The sequence below is a fragment of the Allobosea sp. GW822-FHT03F07 genome (assembly GCF_058801345.1).
In genome coordinates this window covers 232,870-256,996 of sequence record NZ_JBXAND010000005.1, presented here as the reverse complement: position 1 = coordinate 256,996, position 24,127 = coordinate 232,870, and the positions used below count along the sequence as shown (strand labels likewise).

Below are 24,127 nucleotides of genomic sequence, written 5' to 3'. Positions count from 1 at the left end.
CCCGTCGAAGAAGTCTGCCTTCCGCTCAGACCGCCTCGGCTCGGCAGGCGCTTTTCGCCAGCTCGCCGAGCTGTTTGATCAGCAGGCGGCCCGTCAGCTGATTGCAATCATATCCCTCGCCGTGAAGCCGCTTCCGTATCTCCCGGACGTCCTCGCAGCCCCCTGAGCGCGCCAACTCGTAGGCTCTCTCGAGAGTCGTCTTGTCTTGGTTCAGCTGGTTGGAAAAGCGCATGGTCACCATCCGAGGTACCTATTGAAGCGGGTATGGCCAACTGCACCAAATGCAAGCATCTCGACATATCGAAGCCTCGTACGAAAGTTGTTGGGTAGCTGATGTTGGAACAGCCACGCCAAGGCATCTTCCGGGTCGATCCAGATGAATGTGAGGGCATTTCCCTCGGCCAAGCACCGTTCGGCTACAGCCGACGCATTCGCGTGCCAGGTGTCGTAATCGGCTAAGCCCTCTCCACGGTCGTCAGCCAGCGCTGCGAGCTTTGCGAAACCGTCGCGTTCGTAACATGGGATGGCGGCCGTGTACGCTTTAGGTTCGGGGCTCATTCTAAAGCCGACCATACGCGCGAAACGCGAAAACGGAGGGAGCTAACCGCCCAGATAGGGGTGTCGGCAAGGTTTGGAGTACGCGCCTTATATCGGCGACTGTCCATTGGATTCTTTGATCGGCGAACGACACTTGGCAGGGTGTTGCAGCCTGGGTCGATGATTTGTCCGCCAGGTCTGACGCATACGCTCCTTGCTATTCGTGCGAATAGGGCGCCTTATGCGACGCTACTTTTGCGTGCTGCCCTCCCGTCCGAGCGGTTTTCGGCCGGCAATCAAAATTGAGATCATCATGAAATCTGGCCACGGCAGGTTAATTCTGCGCGACGGTACAGACATTCCGATCGGATATTCCCTTCTACGTTCTGAATCTACCAACGGATGTCGCGGCATTCTCATAGGCCAAATTCGATCGGTCGATTGGAGCTGCTTCCTCGAGCCCATCCGAATTGCCTTGGACAATGGCCGCGCGTTCGCTGCGCATGTCGTCACCCACTCCGAACGTCATGTCGTGTTCGTCACAAGCCTCGGCCAACTCATATCCCGGCCGAAACGTCGATTGCCGCGCCGGAGAGGACGTCCGTTGGCTGTCGCGCAATAGAGTTTTCAGACGGCCAGAGCCCTTCTACGTTGCCATCAGGAAAGAAACGCCATGCTTGTCGGCATTGGCTCAATAATTCTACGCAGTGGTCGGAGATTGCCTGTCAAATACGAGTTTGGCAGTCATCCGGACCATCTTTGGGTCGGGTACTTGATCCTCGATGTGGCGCGGATCGATCCAAGCGAGTTCTCTGACAAAGTGCTCCTTCATTGCGATGGTGGGTCAGCTGTCGAGCTTGCCGTAACCGGCTGGACAGATCAGTGCATGGCCGTTGTCGGGCGCCCGTTACCGGAGCTCGACTGGGCCGCGTAAATGCGCGGGCGCACTGCTAGCGATTTTGCTCGATAGGATGGCGAGGCGCACACCGACCCAGCCTCGTGAGCATTCACGGCAATGGGATCGTGCCGACACTCCTGGGCGTGCGAAGCATGAGCCCGGAACCCATCAACACGACAATCCATCCCTGAATCTCTGGAGAGGGCGGGCCTTCCCGTCACGGCCTGTGTTGATGGCTTTCGGGCTCGGACCTTTGGACTGCTCCGGAATGAAGGCATGTTTCGCTGCAGAAGCGTGCTTTCCGAACTCAAACCGCCTCGCTCAGGCAGGCGATCGCCGCCGCGACGCCGCCCGCGCCATGCGGAATGCTCTTGGCCTGAAGCGCCATCTCGACCGAGCCCAGCGTCGCCAGCAGGGTCGCTGCGCTGAAATGGCCCATATGGGCGATGCGGAAGGCCTTGCCGGTATAATCGCCGATGCCGAGGCCGAGCGAGACGCCGCAGACGTCGCGGGCGAAATCGGTGATCGTCGCGGTCTCGAAGCCCTCGACCAGGATCGTCGTGACCGAAGGCGAGCGCTGCTCCGGCTCCGGCACGCTGAATTGCAGCGCCTGCCCGGTCGACCAGGTCTCGACGGCGGCGTGGGTCGCGCGGGCGAGCCCGGCATGGCGCTGCCAGACCGCCTCCAGGCCCTCCTCGAAGATCATGTCGAAGGCGGCGCGCAGGCCGAAGAGCAGATGCTCGGGCGCCGTGCCGCAATGCTTCATATAGGCCAGCGTGTTCATCCGGCCGGACCAGTCCCAGTAGCCGGTGCGCATATTGGCGTGGGTGTGGGCAGCCAGCGCCCTCGGATTGGCCGCGACGACGGCGAGACCGGGCGAGGACATCAGCCCCTTCTGCGAGGCGGACATGGCGACGTCGATGCCCCACGCATCCATCTCGAAAGGCATGCAGCCGACCGAGGCGACGCCGTCGACCATGAACAGGGCAGGGTGGCCGGCGGCATCGATCGCGCGGCGGATCGCGGGGATGTCGTTGACCACGCCCGAGGCGGTGTCGACCTGCACGACCATCACGGCCTTGATCGAATGGGTCGTATCGGCACGCAAGCGCGCCTCGACCGCGGCCGGATCGACGGCGGCGCGCCAGCTTCCGGCCAGGACCTCGGTGTCGGCGCCCATGAAGCGGGCCATCTCGCCCCAGCCGATGGCGAAGCGCCCGCTCGCCAGTACGAGGACCTTGTCGCCGCGGGACAGGACATTGCTCAGCGCGGCCTCCCAGCCGCCATGGCCGTTGGCGGCGTAGACGAAGGTCTCGCCTTCCGTGCGGAAGATGCGCTTGAGATCGGCCAGGATCGACTCGGTCAGCCCGACGATCGATGGCGCGCTGAGCTCCTCGGCCGGGCGCATCATCGCCTGCAGCACGCGGTCGGGAATATTGGTCGGCCCTGGCATGGCCAGGATCGGCCGGCCGTTGGCGAAGCTCATGGAACAGGAATCCTCGTTGGACCGCTCGGTCATAGCCGGCGGGGCTGATCCGAGGCCTTAGCGACAGAGCGGGCCGGCAGGCAAGGGTTCGGGCGCCTTCCGGCCATGACAATTCTTTGAGAAGTGCATGCCTTTCGCCAATGCATGACGTCCCTGCATGATTTCGGCTGGCGTCGCGCTTCGTCCGGGTCCAATCCGTTTGCCAGCCAAGCAAGAAGCCAGACGAAGCGCCGGACATGACGATCAGCACAGCCGCCAGCTCCTCCACCCCCCTTGCCCGCAGCGCCGCGATGCCGGTCCTGATCGCGCTCAGCGCCACGCACCTCCTCAACGACATGATGCAGTCGCTGATCCCGGCGATCTATCCGATCATCAAGACGGCCTATGGGCTGGATTTCGGGCAGATCGGGCTGATCACGCTGACCTTCCAGATCACCGCCTCGCTGTTCCAGCCGCTGGTCGGCGCCTATACCGACAAGAACCCGATGCCCTATTCGATGGTGGCGGGCATGGGCTTCACGCTGGCCGGCCTGATCGGGCTGGCCTATGCCGGCAGCTATCCGCTGCTGCTGCTCTCGGCTGGCTGCGTCGGGCTCGGCTCCTCGATCTTTCACCCGGAAGCGACGCGCATGGCGCGAGCTGCCTCAGGCGGCCGGCACGGGCTGGCGCAGGGCATCTTCCAGGTTGGCGGCCAGACCGGCGGGGCGCTCGGGCCGCTGCTCGCCGCCTTCATCATCGTGCCGCGCGGACAGCAGAGCCTCGCCTGGTTCTCGGCCGCGGCGCTGGTCGCGATGATGGTGATGATGTGGACCGCCGGGCGCTTCGCCGAGCTGCAGCGGCTGCACGCCTCGGCTCCCGCGGCGAAGACGGGCGTGGCCGCCGCGGCGGTTCCGGCGCGTTCGGCCGCTGCCGTCGGCTTCGCCGTGACGATCCTGGTGATCCTGCTGTTCTCGAAGAATGCCTATTCGCAGAGCTTCAGCTCGTTCTACACCTTCTACCTGATCGGCAAGTTCGGCGTCTCGGTGCAGCTCTCGCAGGTGATGCTGTTCCTGTTCCTGGCCTCGTCGGCGGCAGGCGCATTGTTCGGCGGCATGCTCGGCGACCGGATCGGCCGCAACAAGATCATCTGGTTCTCGATCCTCGGCGCGCTGCCCTTCACGCTCGCGCTGCCCTTCGCCGACCTGTTCTGGACCGGCGTGCTGACGATCGTGATCAACCTGATCATGTCGAGCGCCTTCGCCGCGATCCTGATCTACGCGATGGAGCTGATGCCCGGCCGGATCGGGCTGGTCGGCGGGCTGTTCTATGGGCTCTCCTTCGGGCTCGGCGGCGTCGCGGCGGCGATGCTGGGCGAACTCGCCGACCGGATTGGCATCGGGGCGGTCTACAGCATCTGCTCATTCTTGCCGGCGATCGGGCTGCTCGCCTGGTTCCTGCCGAAGATCAGCGAGGAGCGGCACGGGTAGACGATAGCGAGCGCAGCGCCGCTCCTGCCGCGATCCGTCCCGCCCGGCCGTGATACCATGCGCGCGTCGAGGAGGTGACGGCGATGGATGAACTGCGCCCCTTCCGGGCGATGGCCTATAATAATCTCTGGGCCAATCACCGGTTGCTGAGCGCCTGCGCCGGGCTGTCGCAGGAGGATTTCATCGCGCCGCGCACTGGCTTCTTCCCGAGCCTGCGCGCGACGCTCAACCACATCCTGATCATCGACCATTTCTATGTCGACGCCATGGAAGGCGGCACGCTCGGGCCGGCGGCCTGGGCCGACCAGGAGCCCTGCTCTACGTTGCCAGCCCTCAAGGCCGCGCAGGAGCAGGTGGACCGGCGCCTGATCGCGGTCGTCGAGGCGGGGGATCTCGAGCGCATCGTCGAGGTGCATCGGCGGGTGAGGGTGCAGCGCGAGCGGCTCGACCGCTTGCTGCTGCACCTGTTCCAGCATCAGGTGCATCATCGCGGCCAGGCGCACGCCATGCTCAGCGGGACGCCGGTCGCGCCGCCGCAGCTCGACGAGTTTTTCTCCGCCGGCGAGGCGCCGCTGAGAGCCGAGGAGTTCGCGGCGCTCGGCCTGACGGAAGCCACGATCTGGGGCGAGGATGAAGACCGGCCCTGAGCCTGCGACCGGCGCGGGAGCCGACTCCGGCGTGCCGAGACGAATTCCGGGGACAACGCCCCGAATGCTCTTGAACAAAACGAGAACATCATTGATAGTGCGCCTACAGGCCGGTAGGGTCCGGCTCCGGTCGGAAAGCCGGTTTCGATGTGCGCAGGAAATGGAGCCTCTCATGGCTGGTAGCGTCAACAAGGTCATTCTGGTCGGCAATCTCGGTCGCGATCCCGAGGTCCGGCGGCTCGGCTCGGGCGAGCCGGTCGTAAATCTGCGCATCGCGACCTCCGAAACCTGGCGCGACAAGCAGTCGGGCGAGAAGAAGGAGCGCACCGAGTGGCACTCGGTCGTGATCTTCAACGAGAACCTCGCCAAGGTCGCCGAGCAGTATCTGAAGAAGGGCTCGAAGGTTTACATCGAGGGCCAGCTCCAGACCCGCAAATGGCAGGACCAGTCGGGCGTCGAGAAGTACACGACCGAAATCGTGCTACAGCGCTTCCGCGGCGAGCTGACCATCCTCGACAGCCGCGGGCAGGGCGGCTCGGACGAATATGGCGAGGGCGGCGGCATGATGGAGGACCGCTCCTCGGGTTCCTCCTTTGGACGCTCCGGCCCGCAGGGCGGCGGCTCGCGCCAGCCGGCGATGGCGGGTGGCGGGGGCGGGCGCTCGTCCTCGAGCCATCTCGACGACGACATCCCGTTCTAGCGCCTGTACAGCAGGTTCTGCTGGTTTTTGCGCGGAACCCGCGCGGCCATCCCGGGCTTGCCCCGGGATCCACTCCGGAACGCTTCCGATCGGGCTTCAGGCATGGATCCCGGATCTCCGCTTCGCTGCGTCCGGGATGACCCGCGCAGTTGTCGGAAGGGAGCTGCGCCTTCGGCGCGGTCGCGCGAAGTGCCCTCATGGGCCGCCCGTAAAGTTGTACGGCGTCGTGCCGGCTTCACCGGTGCGGCGCGGTTCGCATGTGTGAACCGGGTTCCCAGACGGTTTGGGCTGGCACACGGCTTGCGATACCCTGCGTCATTGTGGGGCCTGCCTCAGCCAAGGCCTCCGGTCACAGGGAGGCCAAGATGACGACACGGCGCGGATTTCTGGCGGGCGGCGCGGCGGCGCTGACGCTTTCGGCCCCGCGGCTCGCGGAGGCGGCCGACGCGAAGGTCTTGAAGTTCGTACCGCAGGCCGATCTCGCGGTCGTCGATCCGATCTGGACGACGGCGACGGTCACGCGCAACCACGCCTTCATGGTCTACGACACGCTGTTCGGGCAGGACGCGGCCTACAAGGCGCAGCCGCAGATGGCGGAGGGCGCGGTCGCCGATGCCGACGGCAAGGCCTGGACGATCAAGCTGCGCGAGGGGCTGAAATTCCATGACGGCGCGCCCGTCCTGGCGCGCGACTGTGTCGCCAGCCTGACGCGCTGGGGCAAGCGCGATTCCTTCGGCCAGACCTTGTTCGCGCTGACCGACGAGCTTTCAGCCGTCGACGACAGGACGCTGCGTTTTCGCCTGAAGAAGCCCTTCCCGCTGCTGCCCGATGCGCTCGCCAAGATGACGGCCTTCATGCCGGTGATCATGCCCGAGCGCCTGGCAGCGACCGACGCCTTCACCCAGGTCACCGAGGTCGTCGGCAGCGGGCCGTTCCGCTTCGTCGCGGCCGAACGCCAATCCGGCAGCCGCGCCATCTACGAGAAATTCGCGGGCTATGTTCCGCGCAGCGACGGCCAGCCGGGCCGCACCGCGGGGCCCAAGCTCGTCCATTTCGACCGGGTCGAATGGCACACGCTGCCCGACCCTTCGACCGCGGCCGCTGCGCTGCAGAGCGGCGAGATCGACTGGGTCGAGCAGCCCTTGCCGGATTTGGTGCCGGTGCTGGCGCGCAATCCGGCGATCGAGGTCGCCGTCAAGGAGACGACGGGCGCGGTGGCCATCATGCGGATGAACCATCTGCATCCGCCCTTCGACAATCCGGCGATCCGCCGCGCCATGCTGCTGGCGATCGACCAGGCCGAATTCATGGAAGCGGTCGGCGGGCCCGACAAGACCCTCTGGCGCACCGGCGTCGGCGTCTTCCCGCCGGGCACGCCGATGGCGAGCGATGCCGGCATGGAGGTGCTGAACAGCCCGCGCGATGTCGGGCGCGTCAAGCAGGCTCTGGCGGCGGCCGGCTACAACGGCGAGAAGGTCGTGCTGCTCGGCGTCACCGATCTCGCCAATCTCAAGGCCGAATGCGAGGTCGCCGGCGAGATGCTGAAGCGCATCGGCATGAATGTCGACTATCAGAGCATGGATTGGGGCACGGTGGTCGCGCGGCGCGCCAAGAAGGAGCCGCCGTCGCAGGGCGGCTGGAACTGCTTCTTCACCGGCTGGAATGGGCTCGACATGTTCGACCCCGTCGGCCATCTCTCGCTGCGCGGCAATGGCGCCAATGCCTGGCCGGGCTGGCCGGTGGCGCCGAAGATCGAGGCGCTGCGCGACGCCTGGATCGAGGCGCCCGATCTCGCCGCCCAGCAGCGCATCGCGGCCGACATCCAACGCCAAGTCTTCGAGGACGTGCCCTATGCGCCGCTCGGCCAGTATTTCCAGCCGACGGCCTATCGCAAGACGCTGACGGGAGTACTGCCGAGCTTCCCGACCTTCTGGAACGTCAGGCGGGTTTGAGGCGGGCGCCTGATCAACCCGTGCCGTCATTCCGGACGCAGCGAAGCGGAGGCCCGGAATCCATCGGAGGGCAACGCACTCCACGATGGATTCCGGATCGGCGCCGCTGACGCCGCTTGTCCGGAATGACGGAGAGGGGGGATATCCAGGCGCTTGCTCACCCCGCCGCTGCGCGTTCCAGCGCGGCGATGTCGAGCTTGATCATCTGCATCATCGCCTGCATGACGCGGCTCGCCGTCGCGGTGTCGGAATGCGTCAGCAATTCGATCAGGCGGCCCGGCGTGATCTGCCAGGATACGCCGAATTTGTCCTTCAGCCAGCCGCAGGCGATCGGCTTGCCGCCATCGGCGGTGAGCCTGTCCCAATAATGGTCGACCTCGTCCTGCGTGTCGCAAAGCACGACGAAGGAAACGGCGTCCGTGAAGTCGTGGCCCGGCCCGCCGTTCATGGCGGTGAAATCCACGCCTTCGAGCGTGAAGGAGACGGTCAGCGCGTCTCCCGCGGCCAGGCCCGACACATCGCCCGGATTGCGCATGATCGCGCCCTTGCGGCTGTTCCTGAAGACCGAGACGTAGAACTCTGCGGCCTCCTCCGCCTGCTTGTCGAACCACAGGAACGGGGTGATCTTCTGCAGCCTGGCCATGGCGTTCTCCCTGGCGTTCGATCCCGGATCGAGCCGCTGTCGTTCATTGATTAACCTAATGGTTTAGTATCAGGGATCGCTTGTCAAGCCGGGGCAGGGGCGCCTCGCTGCGCCATGCCATCAGGGCAGGGCGCCCCTGCCAGCCGGCATCCTTGTTCGCGCCGCGCTTCCCGGCGATGGTCCGGCCATCATGAGCAGCATCGATCCCAACGTTTCCGCCCTGTCCGTCTGGCTCGCGCTGGAAAGCCCCACCAGCCACGTGCCCGGCGTCAACGGCATGATGGACCTCGTCGCGAGCGAGGTCGAAGGCCTGCCGATCGCGGTCGAGCGCATCGCCGGGCGCGACGGCCTCGGCGACAGCCTGATCCTGCGGGCCGGCCTCGACAATGGCGAGCCGGCGGTTGCGGTCATGTCGCATCTTGACACAGTCCACCCGGTCGGGACGAGCGCCCGCGACCTGACCGTGCGGGTCGAAGGCGACCGGCTCTACGGCCCGGGCGTCTACGACATGAAGGGCGGTGCCTGGCTCGCACTGCAAGCGTTCAAGGACGTCGCCCGCGCCGGGACGGCGAAGCGGCCAATGGTCTTCCTGTTCACGCCGGATGAGGAGATCGGCTCGCCGACGACGCGCGGCCTGATCGAGGAGATCGGCCGGGCTTCCGCCGCCGTTCTCGTCACGGAGCCGGCCCGCGAGGGCGGTAAGATCGTGACAGCGCGCAAGGGCGTCGGGCGCTTCGAGGTCAAGCTGGAAGGGCGGCCGGCACATTCCGGCTCGCGTCATGCGGACGGACGCAGCGCGATCCGCGAGGCGGCCCACCAGATCCTCGCTGTCGAGGGCATGACCGACTATGCGCGCGGCATCACCACCTCGGTCGCCCTGATGGGCGGCGGCACCGCGGCGAACGTCATCCCGCAGCATGCCTGGTTCAGCGTCGACCTGCGCGTCACCAGCGCGGCCGACGGCTTGGCGATGGAAGATCGCATCCTCGGCCTGAAGCCGCATGACCCGGATGTGAAGATCAGGATCAGCGGCGGCATGAACCGCCCGCCTTACGAGAAATCTGCGGCGGGTGCGGCGCTGTTCGAGACGGCGCGCAAGGTCGCAGCCGGCATCGGCTTCGAGTTGCAGGATTGCCCGATGACGGGTGGTGGCTCGGACGGGAACTTCACAGCGGCGCTCGGCGTGCCGACCCTGGACGGGCTCGGCATCGACGGCGACGGCGCGCATACGCTGAGCGAATACGCGCTGATCTCCTCGATCGCGCCGCGGCGGGCGCTGATCAAGGGCTTGCTGGAGACGGTTTGAGCCGGTTTCGCTTATCCGGAAACGCGCGGGGAACCCCTCTCCTGTAAGGAGAGGGGCAGGGGTGAGGTGTAGGCCCCCCCCTGGACACCGTGGCTGTGAGCTGACGGCGGCCATCTTCAGGATAGCTGGTCGAGGGGCCGACCCCTCACCCTGCCCTCTCCCCTATGGGAGAGGGTTCTCTGTCGTGGTTCTCGTGCTCACGGGGAAGTGGCGGGCCGCCGGCGAGGAGATCACTCCCCGCCGTTTTCCTCAGGCGCCGGGCCGGCCTCGGCCTCGGCTTCACCCTCGTCGCCGTCACCCTCGTCGCCGATGCGCTCGACCGAGACGACCTTCTCGCTGGCGTCGGTGTTGAAGACCGTCACGCCTTGTGTCGAGCGGCCGGCGATGCGGATGCGGTTGCCCGGGCCGGCATCGACCGGCACGCGAATGACCTGTCCGCCATCGGTGACCAGCATGAGCTGGTCGCTGTCCACCGCCGGGAAGGAGGCGACGAGCTTGCCGTTGCGTTCGTTGACCACCATCGCGACGATGCCCTTGCCGCCGCGTCCGGTGACCCGGTACTCGAAGGACGAGGTGCGCTTGCCGTAACCCTTTTCCGAGACGGTCAGGATGAACTGCTCGGCAGCGCCCATGGCGGTGTATTTCTCCAGCCCGAGCTCGATATTGCCGTCGCCTGCGCTCTCCTCGCTGTCGGCCTCGACGGGGGCTGCCGTCTCCGCGCCTTCTTCGGCCTCGCCCGTCAGGGCGCGGCGATTGGCGGCGGCACGCTTGAGATAGGCGGCCCGCTCGTCGGGCGTGGCGTCCAGATGCGTCAGGATCGCCAGTGAGATGACCTCGTCACCCTTCGCCAGGTTGATGCCGCGCACGCCGGTCGAGTCGCGGCCCTTGAAGACGCGCACCTCCGGAACGGCGAAGCGGATGCACTGGCCGTCCGCCGTCGTCAGCAGGACGTCGTCGTTCTCCGTGCAGATCTGCACGTCGACGATGTGGTCGCCCTCGTCGAGCTTCATCGCGATCTTGCCGGCGCGGTTGACGTTGACGAAGTCCGACAGCTTGTTGCGCCGGACGCCGCCGGACGCCGTGGCGAACATGACGTCGAGCGTCTCCCAGCTCGCCTCGTCCTCCGGCAGCGGCATGATCGTGGTGATGCGCTCGCCCTTTTCGAGCGGGAGCATGTTGACCAGCGCCTTGCCCTTGGCGTTCGGCGCGGCCAGCGGCAGCCGCCAGACCTTCTCCTTGTAGACCTGTCCTTCCGAGGAGAAGAACAGCACGGGCGTATGGGTGTTGGCGACGAAGAGCCGCGAGACGAAATCCTCGTCCTTGGTCGCCATGCCTGAGCGGCCCTTGCCGCCGCGCTTCTGGGCGCGATAGGTCGAGAGCGGCACGCGCTTGATGTAGCCGGCATGAGACACGGTCACCACCATGTCCTCGCGCGCGATCAGGTCCTCGTCGTCGAGGTCGGAGCCCCAATCCTGGATCTCGGTGCGGCGCGGCGTGGCGAAGGCGGCCTTCACCTCGGCCAGCTCTTCCTTGATGATCGCCTGGATGCGGGCGCGCGAACGCAGGATGTCGAGATAATCGGCGATCTCGGTCGCGAGCTTCTGCAGCTCGTCGCCGATCTCGTCGCGGCCCAGAGCGGTGAGGCGGGCGAGGCGGAGTTCCAGGATCGCCTTGGCCTGCGCGTCGGAGAGGCGATAGGTGCCGTCGGCGTTGATCGGGTGGCGCGGATCGTCGACCAGCGCGATCAGCGGGGCGATGTCGTCGGCCGGCCAGTCGCGCGCCATCAGCGATTCATGCGCGGCCGACGGAGTCGGCGCGGTGCGGATGAGGCGGATGACCTCGTCGATATTGGCCACCGCCGTCGCCAGGCCGCAGAGCACATGGGCGCGCTCGCGGGCCTTGTTCAGCAGGAAGCGGGTCCGGCGGGAGACGACCTCCTCGCGGAATTCGACGAAGGCGACGATGAAGTCGCGCAGGTTCAGGACTTCCGGGCGGCCGCCGTTCAGCGCGACGAAATTGCAGCCGAAGGAGGTCTGCAGCTGCGTGAAGCGGTAGAGCTGATTCAAGACGACATCGGCCAGCGCGTCGCGCTTGATCTCGATGACGACGCGCACGCCCTCGCGGCTGGATTCGTCGCGCAGGTCCGAGATGCCCTCGATGCGCTTCTCGCGCACCATGTCGGCGATCTTCTCGACCATCGAGGCCTTGTTCACCTGGTATGGAACCTCGGTGACGATGATCGCCTCGCGCTCCTTGCGCATTTCCTCGATATGCGTCTTGGCGCGCATCACCACCGAGCCGCGGCCGGTGTGATAGGCGGCGTGGATGCCGCTGCGGCCCATGATCGAGGCGCCGGTCGGGAAGTCCGGGCCGGGCACGATCTCGATCAGCTCGTCGATCGTGATCTCAGGATTGTCGATCAGCGCGACGCAGGCGTCGATGACCTCGCCGAGATTGTGCGGCGGGATGTTGGTGGCCATGCCGACCGCGATGCCGCCGGCGCCGTTGACGAGCAGGTTCGGGTAGCGCGCCGGCAGGACCGTCGGCTCCAGTTCCTTGCCGTCATAGTTCGGCTGGAAGTTGACCGTGTCGAGGTCGAGATCCTCGAGCAGCGGCATCGCCGCCTTGTCGAGCCGGGCCTCGGTGTAGCGATCGGCCGCGGGTGAATCGCCGTCCATCGAGCCGAAATTGCCCTGGCCGTCGATCAGCGGCAGGCGAAGCGAGAAGTCCTGCGCCATGCGCACCAGCGCGTCATAGACCGCGAGATTGCCGTGCGGATGGTATTTACCCATCGTGTCGCCGACGATGCGGGCGCATTTGGTGTAGGGCCGGTCGGGCAGGTTCTTGTTCTCGTGCATCGAGAACAGGATGCGCCGGTGCACGGGCTTCAGGCCGTCGCGGACGTCGGGAAGAGCGCGGCTCACGATCACGCTCATGGCGTAATCGAGATAGCTCTTCTTCATCTCGTCGGTGATGCCGATCGGCTTGATGTCGCCGCCGAAATGCGGCTCGTCCGGCCGCTTGTCGTCTGTGTCGTCGCTCAAGGGATTGGGTCCCGATTCCTGCTTGTTTTCAGGCTTCTGGCTACCCGATTCCAGTGGTTTAGGCCAGCGACGCGGCTGGCTTTTTAGTGGAAAATAAACTCAATCAAATCAATTGCTTGGATGTCATTTCGGAAACGCCTTCCGATCCCCTCCACATTCCCGCCTTGATTGAGCGTCGCCATAGGCGAAAATGGGCTGAGCCGCCACGTTGGCGCGCTAGCCAACTCTCCAGCCCTCATCCTGAGGAGGTCACTTTAGCGACTGTCTCGAAGGATGCTCCGGCTCGCTCCAGAGCCTCCTAGAGCATCCTGCGAGACGCTGCTGCGCAGCTCCTCAGGATGAGGGCTGAGCGCGGGCGACCGCGCCTCAAAGCCGTTGCTCTTCCGGTGCGGCGCGCGGCGTGTCTTAACTGCGTCCATGCACCTCGATTTCGTCACCTCCGCGCTCGTCACCCTGCTCGTCACGCTCGACCCGCCGGGGCTCGCGCCGATCTTCCTGTCGCTGACGCAGGGCATGTCGGCGGGCGAGCGCCGGCAGGTCGCGATCCGCGCCTGCATCATCGCCTTCGGCATCCTGGCCTTCTTCGGCGTGGCCGGCGACGTCGTGCTGAAGGCGCTCGGCGTCTCGCTGCCGGCCTTCCGCATCGCGGGCGGGCTGCTGCTGTTCTGGATCGCCTTCGAGATGGTGTTCGAGCGCCGCAACGAGCGCAAGGCGCAGACGGCCGAGACCGCGATCACGCAGGACCATATCCGCAATGTCGCGGCCTTCCCGCTGGCGATCCCGCTGATGGCGGGGCCGGGCGCGCTGACGGCGATCATCCTGCTGGCGGGCCGGGCGGAGGGCGATCCCGTGCGGCTCGCTGCGCTCGCGCTGATCTGCGGGCTGGTGATCCTGTCCTGCCTCGTGGTGTTCTGGCTCGCGGTGCCGATGGCGCGGCTGCTCGGCGTCACCGGCAATGTCGTGCTGACGCGGCTGCTCGGCGTCGTCCTGGCGGCGCTGGCAGTGCAGTTCGTGATCGACGGCGTGTGGGCCTCTGTGCGGGCGGGGTAGGTGAGCCGATCCGATCGTGGCTTGCATTCCAGACGCACTGCGGAAGGTCAACCTCAGCATTGGAGCTCGTGGCGCCCATCGTTGATCTGACGTAAGGTACGGCCATGTTCCGGGTGGCGTGCGCTTTCTTTATCGTCGCGTTCAGCGCGGGGGCGGCGGTTGCCGATCCCGTGCTCAGGCTCATGCAGGGCATCTGGCGGGGCGACGGCCATGTCTTCGTCATCGACACGGAGCGCATGCAGGCCAATATCGATCCCGAGCGAGCCTTCCAGCGCGACCCGCTGATCATCCGCAACATTTCTGGCCGGATGGTGGTGTTCGAGGTCGATCGCCGCCGCTACATCGGCCTGTTCGACAAGACCGAACTGAGCCTTACCGGCGACGGGATCCACGGGGCGCTCCGGCTCCGCAAGTGATCGCGCGTCGCGCGATAACCGGCGTCGGCGGGGCAAATCTCAGGCAGTGCCGCCGATCCGCCGGCGGTGACTTGCGGTTGGTGCGGGCCCTCTCCGTCATGGTCGAGACGAGCCCGACCATGACGGCAGCACGGCTTGGCACCATCCGGCATGAAGGCGTCGCTGCCGGTCAGGCGGCCCGCGCCAGCCGCCAGCGCAGCATGTCCGCGCACAGGAACAGCACGAGGCTGGCGCCGACGAGCGGCAGAGCCCAGCCGAGCGCGGCCGCGACTAGCAACGCGCCCGCCCGTGCCGGCCAGCCAAGCCGCAGCCAGGCCTGCATGAGCGTGCGCGGCAGGGCGCCGGCCGGCGGGCGCTGCCGCCACCAGATCCGGTAGCCCAGCGCGGTCATCACCATCAGGGCGATGCCGAGCCCGGCCATGGCGAGCTGGTTCGGCCAGCCGAACAGGATGCCCATATGCAGGTCGATGCCCCAGCGGATCAGCTTGGCGATCAGCGGGAAGGTCTCGAAATCGGCCCGGCTGACCACGGCGAGGTCGCGGGGATCGAGCGCGATGGTGTCGACCTGGGTCGGCCAGCCGCGATCATATTCCCTGACGAGCCAGGCCTGGCCCTCGGCGCGCGGCGGCCTGATCTCGAGATGGGGCGAGTCGATGCCGGCCGTCCGGGCCGCCGCGAGGACGGCGTCGAACTGCGCAAGGCTGCCCGGCGGTGCGGAAGGGACGCCCGAGGCGGCAGCGCCATGATGGGCATGTTCGCCCGTCGCCGGCGCCGCGCCGAGCTTGAGCGTGACGGAGGGTGTGACCCAGCCGAGCGTGGCGCGCAACGCGTCGATCCGGTCGCCGGCATATTTCGACCAGGTCAGGCCGGTGATGGAAACGAAGACAAGGCCGAGCGAGAGGCTCAAGCCCACCAGGCCGTGCCAGCGCCGCAGCCGCAGCACGGGGTTGGCGCGGGCGCGCTGCGCCGCCTGCGGATGGCGGCGCCAGAACCAGAGCAGCACGCCGCCCAGCGCCACCGCCCAGAGCCAGGAGGCGGCGAGTTCGCTGTAGTTGCGGCCGAATTCGCCGAGCAGGAGATTGCGGTGGAGGTAGTCGAGCGTCGTGCGGAAGGGCAGGATGCCGCTCGTGCCGTAGACGACGAGATCGCCCCTGACCGCCAGTGAGACAGGGTCGATGAAGATGGCGCGGCTTTCCGAATCGCCGAGGCCGGGCTGGGCGAACATCACGCGCGTGGTCTGGCCCGGGCCCGGCGCCGGCCGGACGGCGAAGAGACGAGGGTTCTCCCCGATGTGGCTCCGCGCGGCGGCGATCTGGGCCGTGAGTGCGGCGGGCTCGCCGACGCTCGTGGCGGTCAACTGCTCGCGGTAGAGTAGCGCTTCCAGTTGCGGCGTCAGCACGTAGAGCGTGCCGGTGAGCGCCGCGACCAGGATAAATGGGCCGACGAACAGCCCGGCATAGAAGTGAAGCCTGGCGACGAACGCCTTGAATTCGGACGATAGTCCGATGGCGCGGCCAGCTTGGGCGCGCGCCTCGAAATCCGCATGAGCGGTCATGGATGATCCTCGATCGACGGGTCTGGACAGAGCCGGTCGAATCCATGCGCACTTCTGGCGACGATGGCGCTCGACACGGCAAGGCAGGCGGCTGCGGCAGCCGCCGACGGCGTCAGGCGAGGGAGGGCGGCCCGCGTGGGCGGCTCGCGAGCCGGTCGTGGCCCGGCAGGCGGGCAGGCGTGGGGGCGTCGAAGGCGTAGGCTGCGCCGAGCGGGACCGGCGGGCTGAGCAAGACGACCCGGATAGGCGGCGGCGCATAGGCCAGGCCGAGCGTGCTGCAGCCGGCCTGGCAGCAAGCGGGAAGATGTTGCTGTGACGGATCGCCCGGCAGCGGTACGCTCTCCGCGCCCGGCGCACAGAGCGTCAGATGGGCGGCTCGGTCGAGCAGGGCCGGCGCGAGGCTCTGACCGGACAGGACCGCGCCGAACAGACCCTGAAGCACGAGAACATAGGCCGCGATGACCGCGACCCAGTATCTTGCACGGCAGGATCTTGCACTGATGGACTTGGCTGCGCTCAAGGACCGCTCCCCCGCTTCGTCGATAGCGAAGGGGGCGGGAGCTGTCCATCCGCAGGACTATCGCAGCGCTCGTACGCTTTGACGTAGGCGAAGGCCTGCTTGCCAAAGGCCAGTCGGACGCCGATCCGCCTGTCGTCGGCGACCTCGTGCCTTGCGGCTACCGGGCCGTCAGCAGCTTTTCGCGCGCCGCACGCGAGCCGGCAAGGCGCTGCCGCGCCTCAGCCAGGATGGCGTCCGGCGCCTCCTGCGGCGTGCCGGCCCGGAACGGCGGTTCGGGCGCATATTCGAGCGAAAGCTGGATCAGTTGCGCCTCCTCTTCGCCGAGCAGCTCGGCGATCACCGTCAGCCCGAAATCGATGCCGGAGGTGACGCCGCCGGCGGTGATCAGGTTGCCGTCGCGGACGACGCGGCCTTGCGTCGGGATCGCGCCGAGCGGGCCGAGGAAGTCATGCGCGTTCCAGTGGCTGGTCGCCCGCTTGCCCTCGAGCAGCCCGGCCATGCCGAGCACCAGGGAGCCGGTGCAGACCGAGGTGAGATAGCGCACCTGCCCGGCCCGCTCGCGCAGGAAGGCAAGGACGGTCTCGTCCTGGAGCAGCGCGTTGACCCCCGCGCCGCCCGGAACGCAGAGCACGTCGAGCGGCGGACATTCGGCGAAGGTCGTGGTCGGCTTCAGCGTCAGCCCGGTCGCGGCGGTGACCGGTGCGGTGTCCTTCCAGATCAGATGCACCTCGGCGCCCCGAGCCGAGGCGAAGACCTCGTAGGGGCCGGTCAGGTCGAGCTGCTGGACTTGCGGGAAGACGAGGATGCCGAAGCTGAGGGACATGGGGCGGACTCCTGATTGACGCTTCCAGCCTAACGGGCAAAGCTCTGGCTGAAATGCCAGGGACCCCTCGCTTCATGCCAAATCAGCGTCGCATCGAAATCCTGGCCTTTCCGAAAGCCCAGCTTCTCGATGTCGCCGGGCCGCTGCAGGTCTTCGCCACCGCCAACGATCTCGCCGGGATCGCGGGCCGTATGTCGCCCTACGAGCCGGTCGTCGTCGCCGCCGGCGAACGGGTGATGACCAGCGCCTGTCTCGAACTCGTCACATGCCCGCTGCCGCCCGGGGCTGCGCCGCTGCACACGCTGGTCGTCGCCGGGGGCTATGGCGTCAACGCTGCCTGTGGCGATGCGGAGCTGGTCGGCTGGATCCGCGAGCGCGCCGCGGCGGCGCAGCGCGTCGCCTCGGTCTGCAGCGGCGCCTTCCTGCTCGCTGCGGCCGGCCTGCTCGACGGCAAGCGCGCCGTGACGCATTGGGGGCGCTGCGCCGAATTCCGGGCGATGTTCCCGGCGGTGCGGCTGGAGCCGGACCGGATCTACATCTGCGACGGCGATGTCTGGAGTTCGGCCGGCGTCACCGCGGGGATCGACCTGTCGCTGGCGCTGGTCGAGGCCGATCTCGGCCGCGATACGGCGCTCGCCATCGCCCGCCAGCTCGTCGTCTTCCTCAAGCGCCCCGGCGGCCAGGCGCAGTTCAGCGCGGCGCTGACGCTGCAGCAGAAGGACGAGCGCTTCGACCGCCTGCATGGCTGGATCATCGAGAACCTGCGTGGCGACCTGTCGCTGGAAACGCTGGCTGCGCAGGCCCGGATGAGCCTGCGCAGCTTCGCCCGGCACTACCGCCAGGCGACGGGCCGCACGCCGGCGCGGGCGGTCGAGGAGATCAGGATCGAGACGGCGCGCCGTCTGCTCGAACAGGGCCTCTCCGTCGCCCAGACAGTCCGCCGCTGCGGCTTCGGCTCGGAGGAGACGTTGCGCCGCGCCTTCCTGCGCCGGCTCGGGGCGAGCCCGCAAGCTTATCGCGAGCGTTTTGCCGGATAGGCGAGGCCGGCGGCTATTTCTCCAGGAAGGTCCTGATCGTTCCTTCCGCCTGCTTCATCGAGATGACGCCGTCGAGATGGCCGCGCGCGCCCTTGATGAAGGCATGCGTCACGTCGACACCGCCTTTCCTCAGGGTTTCGGCGGTGTGGTCGACGGTGTCGGCGGTGAAGACGAGGTCCTTGGGCTGGGTGATCAGCAGCACCGGCGCCTTGATCTTCGTCGCGGCGTCGGCGAGCGAGGTGCCGCCGGCGGCGAAGAGCTGGTTCGCCTTGACCAGGTAGAGGAAGTGGTTGGCGTCCGAGACCTTGGCGCGGGCCTCGCCGGCATTGTCGAGCACGCTCTGGACCTGGAAACGGTTGGCGAGGGCGGCGGCCGGTGGTTCGCCCTCCTTGGCCGGGCGGCGGCCGAAGGTGGCGTTGGCCCAGTCCTGATGGTTGGCCTGCAGCGTCACCGCCGTCAGCGCCTTGGCGAGGCCGGCATGGGGCGGGGTCTTGCCGTAGTAGTCGCCCTTGTTCCAGTTCGGATCGACCAGGATCGGCGCCGCCCAGACGTCGAGCCAGGCGATGAGCTGGGCATCGGCCTCGCCGGCGCCGATGACCGGCATCGCCTTCGCCACCATCTGCGGATGGCTCGCCGCCCATTCCAGCGTCTGGAGCGAGCCCATCGAAGGGCCGGCGACCAGTGCCAGCCTGCTGATGCCGAGGCTTTCGACCAGTGCCTTCTGCACATTGACGAAGTCTCCGACAGTCACGACCGGAAAGTCGAGCGCGTAGGGCTTGCCGGTGTCGGGATTGATCGAGGCCGGGCCGGTCGTGGTGGTCTTCGGATCGCCTGTGTTCAAATTCACCAGCGTGTCCGAGGACAGGACGAAGTACTTGTTCGTATCGATCGCCTTGCCCGGCCCGATGATCGCGTCCCAGTAGCCGGGGGCGGCGTCCGCGGCCGCGTATTTGCCGGCGGCGTGCGAATTGCCGGAGAAGAAGTGGCAGATCAGCACGGCGTTGGACTTGTCGGCGTTGAGCGTGCCGTAGCTCTCCCAGCCGACCTTGACGTCCTTGAGCGTGCGGCCGCCCTGCGTCGTGTAGCTCGGCAGGGTGAAGACCTTCTTCTCGACGATCAGCTCCTGGGTCGGCAGTCCTTGGGCAGCGGCAGGCTGCGCCTCGATCATCGTCATCGCCATCCATCCCACGACGCCGGCCGTGGCCGCGATCCAATGCTTCATGCGCTGGTTCCCCCTTCTGTCGGTTTCCTGACCCCGAACGGCCGTCAAGCGGCCTTGCGCGCATCCAAGCGGATTTCTGCGGGCAGAGGAAGCGGGAAAGCGGGGTTCAGCGCAGGGGCAGCGGCACGCCGCCGATCGCTCCCGTCGGGCGCAGCATCGATTCCGCCTCGAGTTCGAGCGTCGGCGCCTCGATCGGGCCGCGGAGGCTGAAGGGCAGCCGCAGCGCGCCGGCCGCGGGCTGGAGCAGGGCGGCCATGTCCAGTTCGCGCTCCGGCAGCGAGGCGGTGCCGACCAGCGTCAGCCGATAGCCGGCGCCCGCCATCTGTGTGTCGCTCAGGGTCAGGATGCCGTTTGCGATGGTGGCGTTGGCGCTGACGGTCTCGAACGCCGTCCGGCCCTGACGCCAGTCGCGCAGCGCGAGTCCTGGATTGCGCTCGGACCTGCGCATCAGATCACCGAAAGCGAAGCCGGCGAGCTCGCCCTGGCGCAAGGCGAGTGTCGCCTTGCCGCTGAGGGAGCCCAGAACCTCCGGCATCGAGCGCCCGAGTCCGTCGAGGCTGAGCTGGAGATTGCCGGTGCCGCTGAGACGGGCGAGCTGGGGCAGGTCGGCGCCGGCTTGGCCGAAATTGATCTTGTCCAGCCCGGCGACGAGCTTGACGTCGATGCCGCCCGGCGTCGTCACGGCGAGGAAACGGCCCTTGGCGCTGCCGCCATAGGCATTGCCGCGTAGGATGCCGGTCTCGAAGCGTCCCTTCTTGACCAGAAGATAGGTGGCGACATCGTTCAGTTTCGCGCCGTTGAGCCGCACGGCATCGGCGGATATCCGCAGGTCGATGTCCTCGCTCGTCCAGGCGTCGAAGGGCAAGGCGGAAGCGCCGGCGACATCAGGCATGGCGGCGTCCAGGCGCGCGATCAGGCGCCCGAGATCGAGCTCGGCGCCCGCCAGCGTCCCCGATACCGACGGGCGTCCGGCTGCCATGGCGAGGTTCAGCGCGCCGTCCAGCCGGTCGCCGTCGAGCCTTGCGACGACATTGCTCAAGGCGGTGTCGTGCGGCCTGATCCGGGCGTTGGCGCTGAGGCTGAGCGCGCCGATCGCGGAGGCCAGCCGCGGCGCTTCGCCGAACCAGCCGAGCAGTTCCGGCAGCGATGGCGTGCTCAGGGTCAACTGTCCGTTTGTGGTGGGCTCCGGGGAACTGCTTCTGGTGCCCTCGAACTGCAGCTTCAGGAGCGGTGCGTTGACGCTGAGCGCCGTCCGGCCAAGTCCGCCGGCGAGCGGCCAGAGCAGGTTGACCTCGGTTGGAACGCCGCGCCAGTTCAGGGAGCCTGCAACGGTGAGCGAAGCCTGCGCCTCGCGCTCGTCGAGGATCAGGTTGACGTCGCGCAGGATGCTCCGGATCGCGCCCTGCGCCCGCATGAAGACCGAGCCGGCGGTGATGACGATGCGGCTCTGGCCGCGCAGGCCCTGGAGAGAGTCGAGCGGCGCCGCGAGCCAGTCGGAGAGGCCGTTGCTTTCGGTGGCGACGGCAACGTCGATCTCCGGGGCGACGAGATCGACCCTGTCGAAATCGATGCGCCCCGCGAACAGGGGCAGGAGCCTCGCACGCGCCTTGATGCGCAGGGCGCGGCCCGAGACCTGGCCGTCACGCCGGGCGAAGGCGACCTGGGACAGGCTGATGCGCGGCAGCGGCAACAGCGCGATCTCGGCGCGTTCGAGCTCGTTCACCACCAGCCCCGTGCGCGCCTCGATGGCGGCGATGACGCGCTTCTCCACGCGCGCGACCGCGATGCTCCAGGATTGCAGGCCGAGCAATCCGAGCACGAGGACGAGGCTGTAGGCGAGAATCGAGGCGCGTCGCGTCATAAACCTTCGGAGTGTCTGGACCTTCAGGACGTCACGGACTGCCGGGCCGGCCTGCGCCGACCCGCGGAGATCGAATGCCTCCGGACGGTATCGCGACGCGATGCAGTCCAGAGCGGATACCCGCCGCTTACCCAACAAGGAGGGGACATGAAGCAGCCCGAAATACGGCGCCCACCTTGCAGCATCATGTCCTTAGCGTTGCCGGTTTAGGCCGATGCCCACGATTTGTCGAGCCGGCTAGCCCGGCCGTCCACCGGCGCGCGCCAGCCTGATGGCCGGATAGAGCCCCGCCAGCACGATCAGGAGTCCCGCCAGAGCGCCGTCCTCGAACGAGCCGCGCGAGGCGTGGCCGTAGACGGTGGTGGCGAGCGTGTCGACGTTCAGCGGACGCAGCAGCAGCGTGGCGGGCAACTCCTTCAGGCAATCGACGAAGACGAGCAGGGCGGCGGCGGCGATGGCCGGGCGGGCGAGCGGCCAATGCATCCTGCGCAGCACCTCCGGGGCGCTGGCGCCCAGCGTGCGTGCGGCGTCGTCGATGCGGGGCGATACCCGCGACAGGCCGCTCTCGACCCCGGAGACGGCGATCGCCAGGAAGCGCACGACATAGGCGAGGACGAGGGCTGCGCCGGAGCCCATCAGCAGCAGGCCGGGGTTGAAGCCGAACCAGCGCGCCGCTGCGCCGGCGAGGATATTGTCGAAGCCGGCCAGCGGGACGAGCAGCCCTAGCGCCAGCACGGTGCCCGGCACCGCATAGCCCAGCGAGGCGAGGCGCGAGAGCGCCGGCAACCAGGGCTCGCGCCCTTGGCGGCGGGCGGCCCCGATGCCGATGCCGAGGGCCACGACGATGCCGGCAGCGAGCCCCGACAGGGCGATGGCGTTGGCGAGGCTGCGCAGCAGGGCGGCATCGGCCTGTTGCCAGAGGTCGCGCCTGAGCACTTCCGCCACCAGGAAGCCGACCGGCAGCACGGCCCCGAGCAGGACCGGCAGGCCGCAGGCGAGGCTGGCTGCGACGGCGCGGCGACCGGCCAGCGGGACGCGGCTGAGCGCGCGCGGCTGCCGGACCGGCAAGGCGAAGCGGCGCTGACCGCGCAGCCTTCCCTCGATCACGATCAGCATCACCACGAGCAGCAGCATGACGCAGGCAATCTGGGTGGCGCCTGCGAGCGAGCTGCGATTGACCCAGGTCGTGTAGATCGACAGCGTCAGCGAGCGCACGCCGAGATATTCGCTGGCGCCGATGTCGTTGAGTGTCTCCAGCAACGCCAGCGTCATGCCGGCGGCGAGCGCGGGGCGGGCCATCGGCAGGCCGATGCGCCAGAACAGACGCGCGCGAGAAGCTCCCAGCGTACGCGCGGCCTCGACGATCGTCGCCGCCTGCAGGCTGAAGAGTGCCCGCACGCTGAGATAGACGTAAGGGTAGAGCACGATCGTCATGATGCAGATAGCGCCGGCGAGGCTGCGCGGATCGGGAAACCAGTAGTCGCGCAGCGAGCGCCAGCCGGTCACCGCCCGCAACGCGCCCTGCAGCGGTCCCTGGAAGCCGAGAAGCTCCACATAGACGTAAGCCGTGATGTAGGTCGGCAGCGCCAGAGGCAGCACCAGCAGCCATTCGAGGGTCGACCGGCCTGGAAAGTCGAACTGCGTCACCAGCCAGGCGGTGCCGACGCCGATGACGCCGCAGAGCAGGCCGACGCCGAGGAGGAGCATGCCGGTATCGGCGAGGGCGGCCGGAATGACGTTCGCCGCCAGATGCGGCCAGATCGACGCCGCCTGCGAGGACAGAGCGGTCAGCGTGAGAGACAGGATCGGCAGGGCGACGAGGCCCGCGCCGAGCAGCGATGCCCAGATGAAACGCGTCGACGGCCGCCACGCGAGTGGCGACCGTCGGATGTTGGCGAGGGGAGCGCTCAGGCTCAATTGTCGAAGCCGACCTTGTCGACGAGGTCAGCGGCCGCCTTGCGGTTCTTGGCGACGTCGCCGAGGGGGGTGGTGTCCGGCGTCACGACGCCGAGCAGCTTCACGGCGGCGCTTTCCTTGACGTCGGGATTGACCGGGAACTCGAAGTTGCCGTCCGCATAGAGGGTCTGCGCCTTCTCGCCGAGCATGTATTCGAGCAGCTTGACGGCGTTCTCCCTGTTCGGCGCGTTCTTGGCGATCGCGGCTGCCGAGACGTTCACATGCGTGCCGCCATTGGCGAAGGTCGTCTTGAGCGGCTTGATCGCGTCGTACCAGCCCTTCTGCTCATTCGTCGCCTTGCTCATCAGCCCGATATAATAGGTGTTGATGATGGCGATGTCGCACTGGCCGGAGAGGATGTCGCGGGCGACGTCGCGGTCGCCGCCGCCGGGCTTGCGCGCGACGTTTGCCTTCAGCGCCTTGAGATAGCTTTCAGTCTTCTCGGCCCCGTTGCGGGCGAGATAAGCCGCGAAGAAGGCGTTGTTGTAGGGGTGCTGGCCGGCGCGGATGCAGAACTTGCCCTTCCACTTCGGGTCGGCGAGGTCCTCATAGGTGATCGCGTCCTGGCTCACGCGGTCCTTCGAGACGACGACGATGCGGGCGCGCTTGGTCAGCGTGACCCAGCTGTCGTCGGGCCCTCGGAGCTGCGCCGGGACGGTCTTGTCGACGACCGCCGACTTGATCGGCTGGGTGATGCCCGCGTCGACCGCCGCGTTGATCTCGCCGACATCCACCACCAGCATCACGTCGGCGGGGCTGTTGGCGCCCTCGGCCCTGATGCGCTCCTGCAGGCCGTCCTTGAGGAACACGGCGTTGACCTTGATGCCGGTGTCCTTGGTGAAGGCCTCGAGCACGGGGTTCAGCAGAGCGGGCTCGCGCGTCGTGTAGAGATTGACGCTCTGGGCCAGGGCGGGCGTGGCGAGCAGGCTGGCGACCAGCGCAAAAGTGGAGAGGCGAGTCGCGTGGATCATGGTTCGCTCCTTCGGGTTCAAGGCCCGGTTCTTCGCG

General features: G+C 67.5%; 19 protein-coding genes. 8 read left to right on the top strand and 11 right to left on the bottom strand.

Features of this window, described 5'->3' with window-relative positions; translation table 11 throughout:
- Positions 1–25: 25 nt before the first annotated feature.
- Together AC1RMY_RS16810 and AC1RMY_RS16805 are read right to left on the bottom strand one after the other, a co-directional pair.
- Entirely contained in the window at positions 26–232 is a 207-nt protein-coding gene (locus tag AC1RMY_RS16810; protein ID WP_492866397.1) for a hypothetical protein, read from the bottom strand.
- A gap of 1,510 nt (positions 233–1,742) precedes the next feature.
- Entirely contained in the window at positions 1,743–2,921 is a 1,179-nt protein-coding gene (locus AC1RMY_RS16805) for a pyridoxal-phosphate-dependent aminotransferase family protein (protein WP_492866395.1), read from the bottom strand.
- 236 nt (positions 2,922–3,157) lie between these two features.
- Between AC1RMY_RS16805 and AC1RMY_RS16800 the strand changes: the two genes are divergently transcribed.
- From AC1RMY_RS16800 to AC1RMY_RS16785, 4 genes are all read left to right on the top strand, one after another.
- The gene (locus AC1RMY_RS16800; RefSeq protein ID WP_492866393.1) at positions 3,158–4,387 is read left to right on the top strand and encodes an MFS transporter; all 1,230 of its coding nucleotides are present in this window, start codon (positions 3,158–3,160) and stop codon (positions 4,385–4,387) included.
- An 83-nt stretch (positions 4,388–4,470) separates the two neighbouring features.
- The gene (locus tag AC1RMY_RS16795) at positions 4,471–5,034 is read left to right on the top strand and encodes a DinB family protein (protein ID WP_492866392.1); all 564 of its coding nucleotides are present in this window, start codon (positions 4,471–4,473) and stop codon (positions 5,032–5,034) included.
- Positions 5,035–5,206: 172 nt separating this feature from the next.
- A complete protein-coding gene (gene ssb / locus AC1RMY_RS16790; protein WP_492866390.1) occupies positions 5,207–5,734 on the top strand; it encodes a single-stranded DNA-binding protein in 528 nt (175 codons plus the stop codon).
- 365 nt (positions 5,735–6,099) lie between these two features.
- Positions 6,100–7,686, top strand: coding sequence for an ABC transporter substrate-binding protein (locus AC1RMY_RS16785; protein ID WP_492866388.1), 1,587 nt, complete (start codon positions 6,100–6,102; stop codon positions 7,684–7,686).
- 157 nt (positions 7,687–7,843) lie between these two features.
- On the opposite strand, the gene AC1RMY_RS16780 is transcribed toward AC1RMY_RS16785, so the two are convergent.
- Entirely contained in the window at positions 7,844–8,329 is a 486-nt protein-coding gene (locus tag AC1RMY_RS16780) for a VOC family protein (RefSeq protein ID WP_492866386.1), read from the bottom strand.
- A 190-nt stretch (positions 8,330–8,519) separates the two neighbouring features.
- On the opposite strand from AC1RMY_RS16780, the gene AC1RMY_RS16775 reads away from it, so the two are divergent.
- Complete coding sequence (locus AC1RMY_RS16775) at positions 8,520–9,635, top strand: M20 family metallopeptidase (protein WP_492866384.1); 1,116 nt, start codon at positions 8,520–8,522, stop codon at positions 9,633–9,635.
- Positions 9,636–9,865: 230 nt separating this feature from the next.
- Here the strand turns inward: AC1RMY_RS16775 and gyrA are convergent, their stop codons facing one another.
- Positions 9,866–12,679, bottom strand: coding sequence for a DNA gyrase subunit A (gene gyrA, locus AC1RMY_RS16770; RefSeq protein WP_492866382.1), 2,814 nt, complete (start codon positions 12,677–12,679; stop codon positions 9,866–9,868).
- A gap of 417 nt (positions 12,680–13,096) precedes the next feature.
- Between gyrA and AC1RMY_RS16765 the strand changes: the two genes are divergently transcribed.
- Both AC1RMY_RS16765 and AC1RMY_RS16760 read left to right on the top strand, forming a co-directional pair.
- On the top strand, positions 13,097–13,729 hold the full coding sequence (locus AC1RMY_RS16765) for a MarC family protein (protein WP_492866380.1): 633 nt from the start codon (positions 13,097–13,099) through the stop codon (positions 13,727–13,729).
- Between the two features lie 104 nt (positions 13,730–13,833).
- A complete protein-coding gene (locus AC1RMY_RS16760) occupies positions 13,834–14,145 on the top strand; it encodes a hypothetical protein (RefSeq protein WP_492866378.1) in 312 nt (103 codons plus the stop codon).
- 169 nt (positions 14,146–14,314) lie between these two features.
- Here AC1RMY_RS16760 and AC1RMY_RS16755 read toward each other — a convergent pair whose 3' ends face one another.
- The 3 genes from AC1RMY_RS16755 to AC1RMY_RS16745 all read right to left on the bottom strand — a co-directional run bounded on the left by AC1RMY_RS16755 (position 14,315) and on the right by AC1RMY_RS16745 (position 17,043).
- Positions 14,315–15,700 (bottom strand): PepSY-associated TM helix domain-containing protein, encoded by a 1,386-nt coding sequence (locus AC1RMY_RS16755; protein ID WP_492866376.1) that lies wholly within the window; start codon positions 15,698–15,700, stop codon positions 14,315–14,317.
- Positions 15,701–15,812: 112 nt separating this feature from the next.
- Positions 15,813–16,220 (bottom strand): hypothetical protein, encoded by a 408-nt coding sequence (locus AC1RMY_RS16750; RefSeq protein ID WP_492866374.1) that lies wholly within the window; start codon positions 16,218–16,220, stop codon positions 15,813–15,815.
- 157 nt (positions 16,221–16,377) lie between these two features.
- Positions 16,378–17,043 carry a DJ-1/PfpI family protein gene (locus AC1RMY_RS16745; protein ID WP_492866372.1) on the bottom strand — a complete coding sequence of 222 codons (666 nt, stop codon included), beginning with the start codon at positions 17,041–17,043 and terminating at the stop codon, positions 16,378–16,380.
- A 74-nt stretch (positions 17,044–17,117) separates the two neighbouring features.
- On the opposite strand from AC1RMY_RS16745, the gene AC1RMY_RS16740 reads away from it, so the two are divergent.
- Positions 17,118–18,080, top strand: a complete 963-nt coding sequence (locus AC1RMY_RS16740) for a GlxA family transcriptional regulator (RefSeq protein ID WP_492866371.1) — start codon at positions 17,118–17,120, stop codon at positions 18,078–18,080.
- Positions 18,081–18,093: 13 nt separating this feature from the next.
- Here AC1RMY_RS16740 and AC1RMY_RS16735 read toward each other — a convergent pair whose 3' ends face one another.
- The 4 genes from AC1RMY_RS16735 to AC1RMY_RS16720 form a co-directional block, all read right to left on the bottom strand.
- Positions 18,094–19,302 (bottom strand): E22 family MetX-like putative esterase, encoded by a 1,209-nt coding sequence (locus AC1RMY_RS16735; protein ID WP_492866370.1) that lies wholly within the window; start codon positions 19,300–19,302, stop codon positions 18,094–18,096.
- Positions 19,303–19,408: 106 nt separating this feature from the next.
- The gene (locus AC1RMY_RS16730; protein ID WP_492866368.1) at positions 19,409–21,163 is read right to left on the bottom strand and encodes an AsmA family protein; all 1,755 of its coding nucleotides are present in this window, start codon (positions 21,161–21,163) and stop codon (positions 19,409–19,411) included.
- A 237-nt stretch (positions 21,164–21,400) separates the two neighbouring features.
- Positions 21,401–23,080, bottom strand: coding sequence for an ABC transporter permease (locus AC1RMY_RS16725; RefSeq protein WP_492866366.1), 1,680 nt, complete (start codon positions 23,078–23,080; stop codon positions 21,401–21,403).
- On the bottom strand, positions 23,077–24,090 hold the full coding sequence (locus tag AC1RMY_RS16720) for an extracellular solute-binding protein (protein WP_492866364.1): 1,014 nt from the start codon (positions 24,088–24,090) through the stop codon (positions 23,077–23,079). Before AC1RMY_RS16720 ends, AC1RMY_RS16725 begins: the two co-directional genes overlap by 4 nt.
- Between the last annotated feature and the right edge of the window lie 37 nt (positions 24,091–24,127).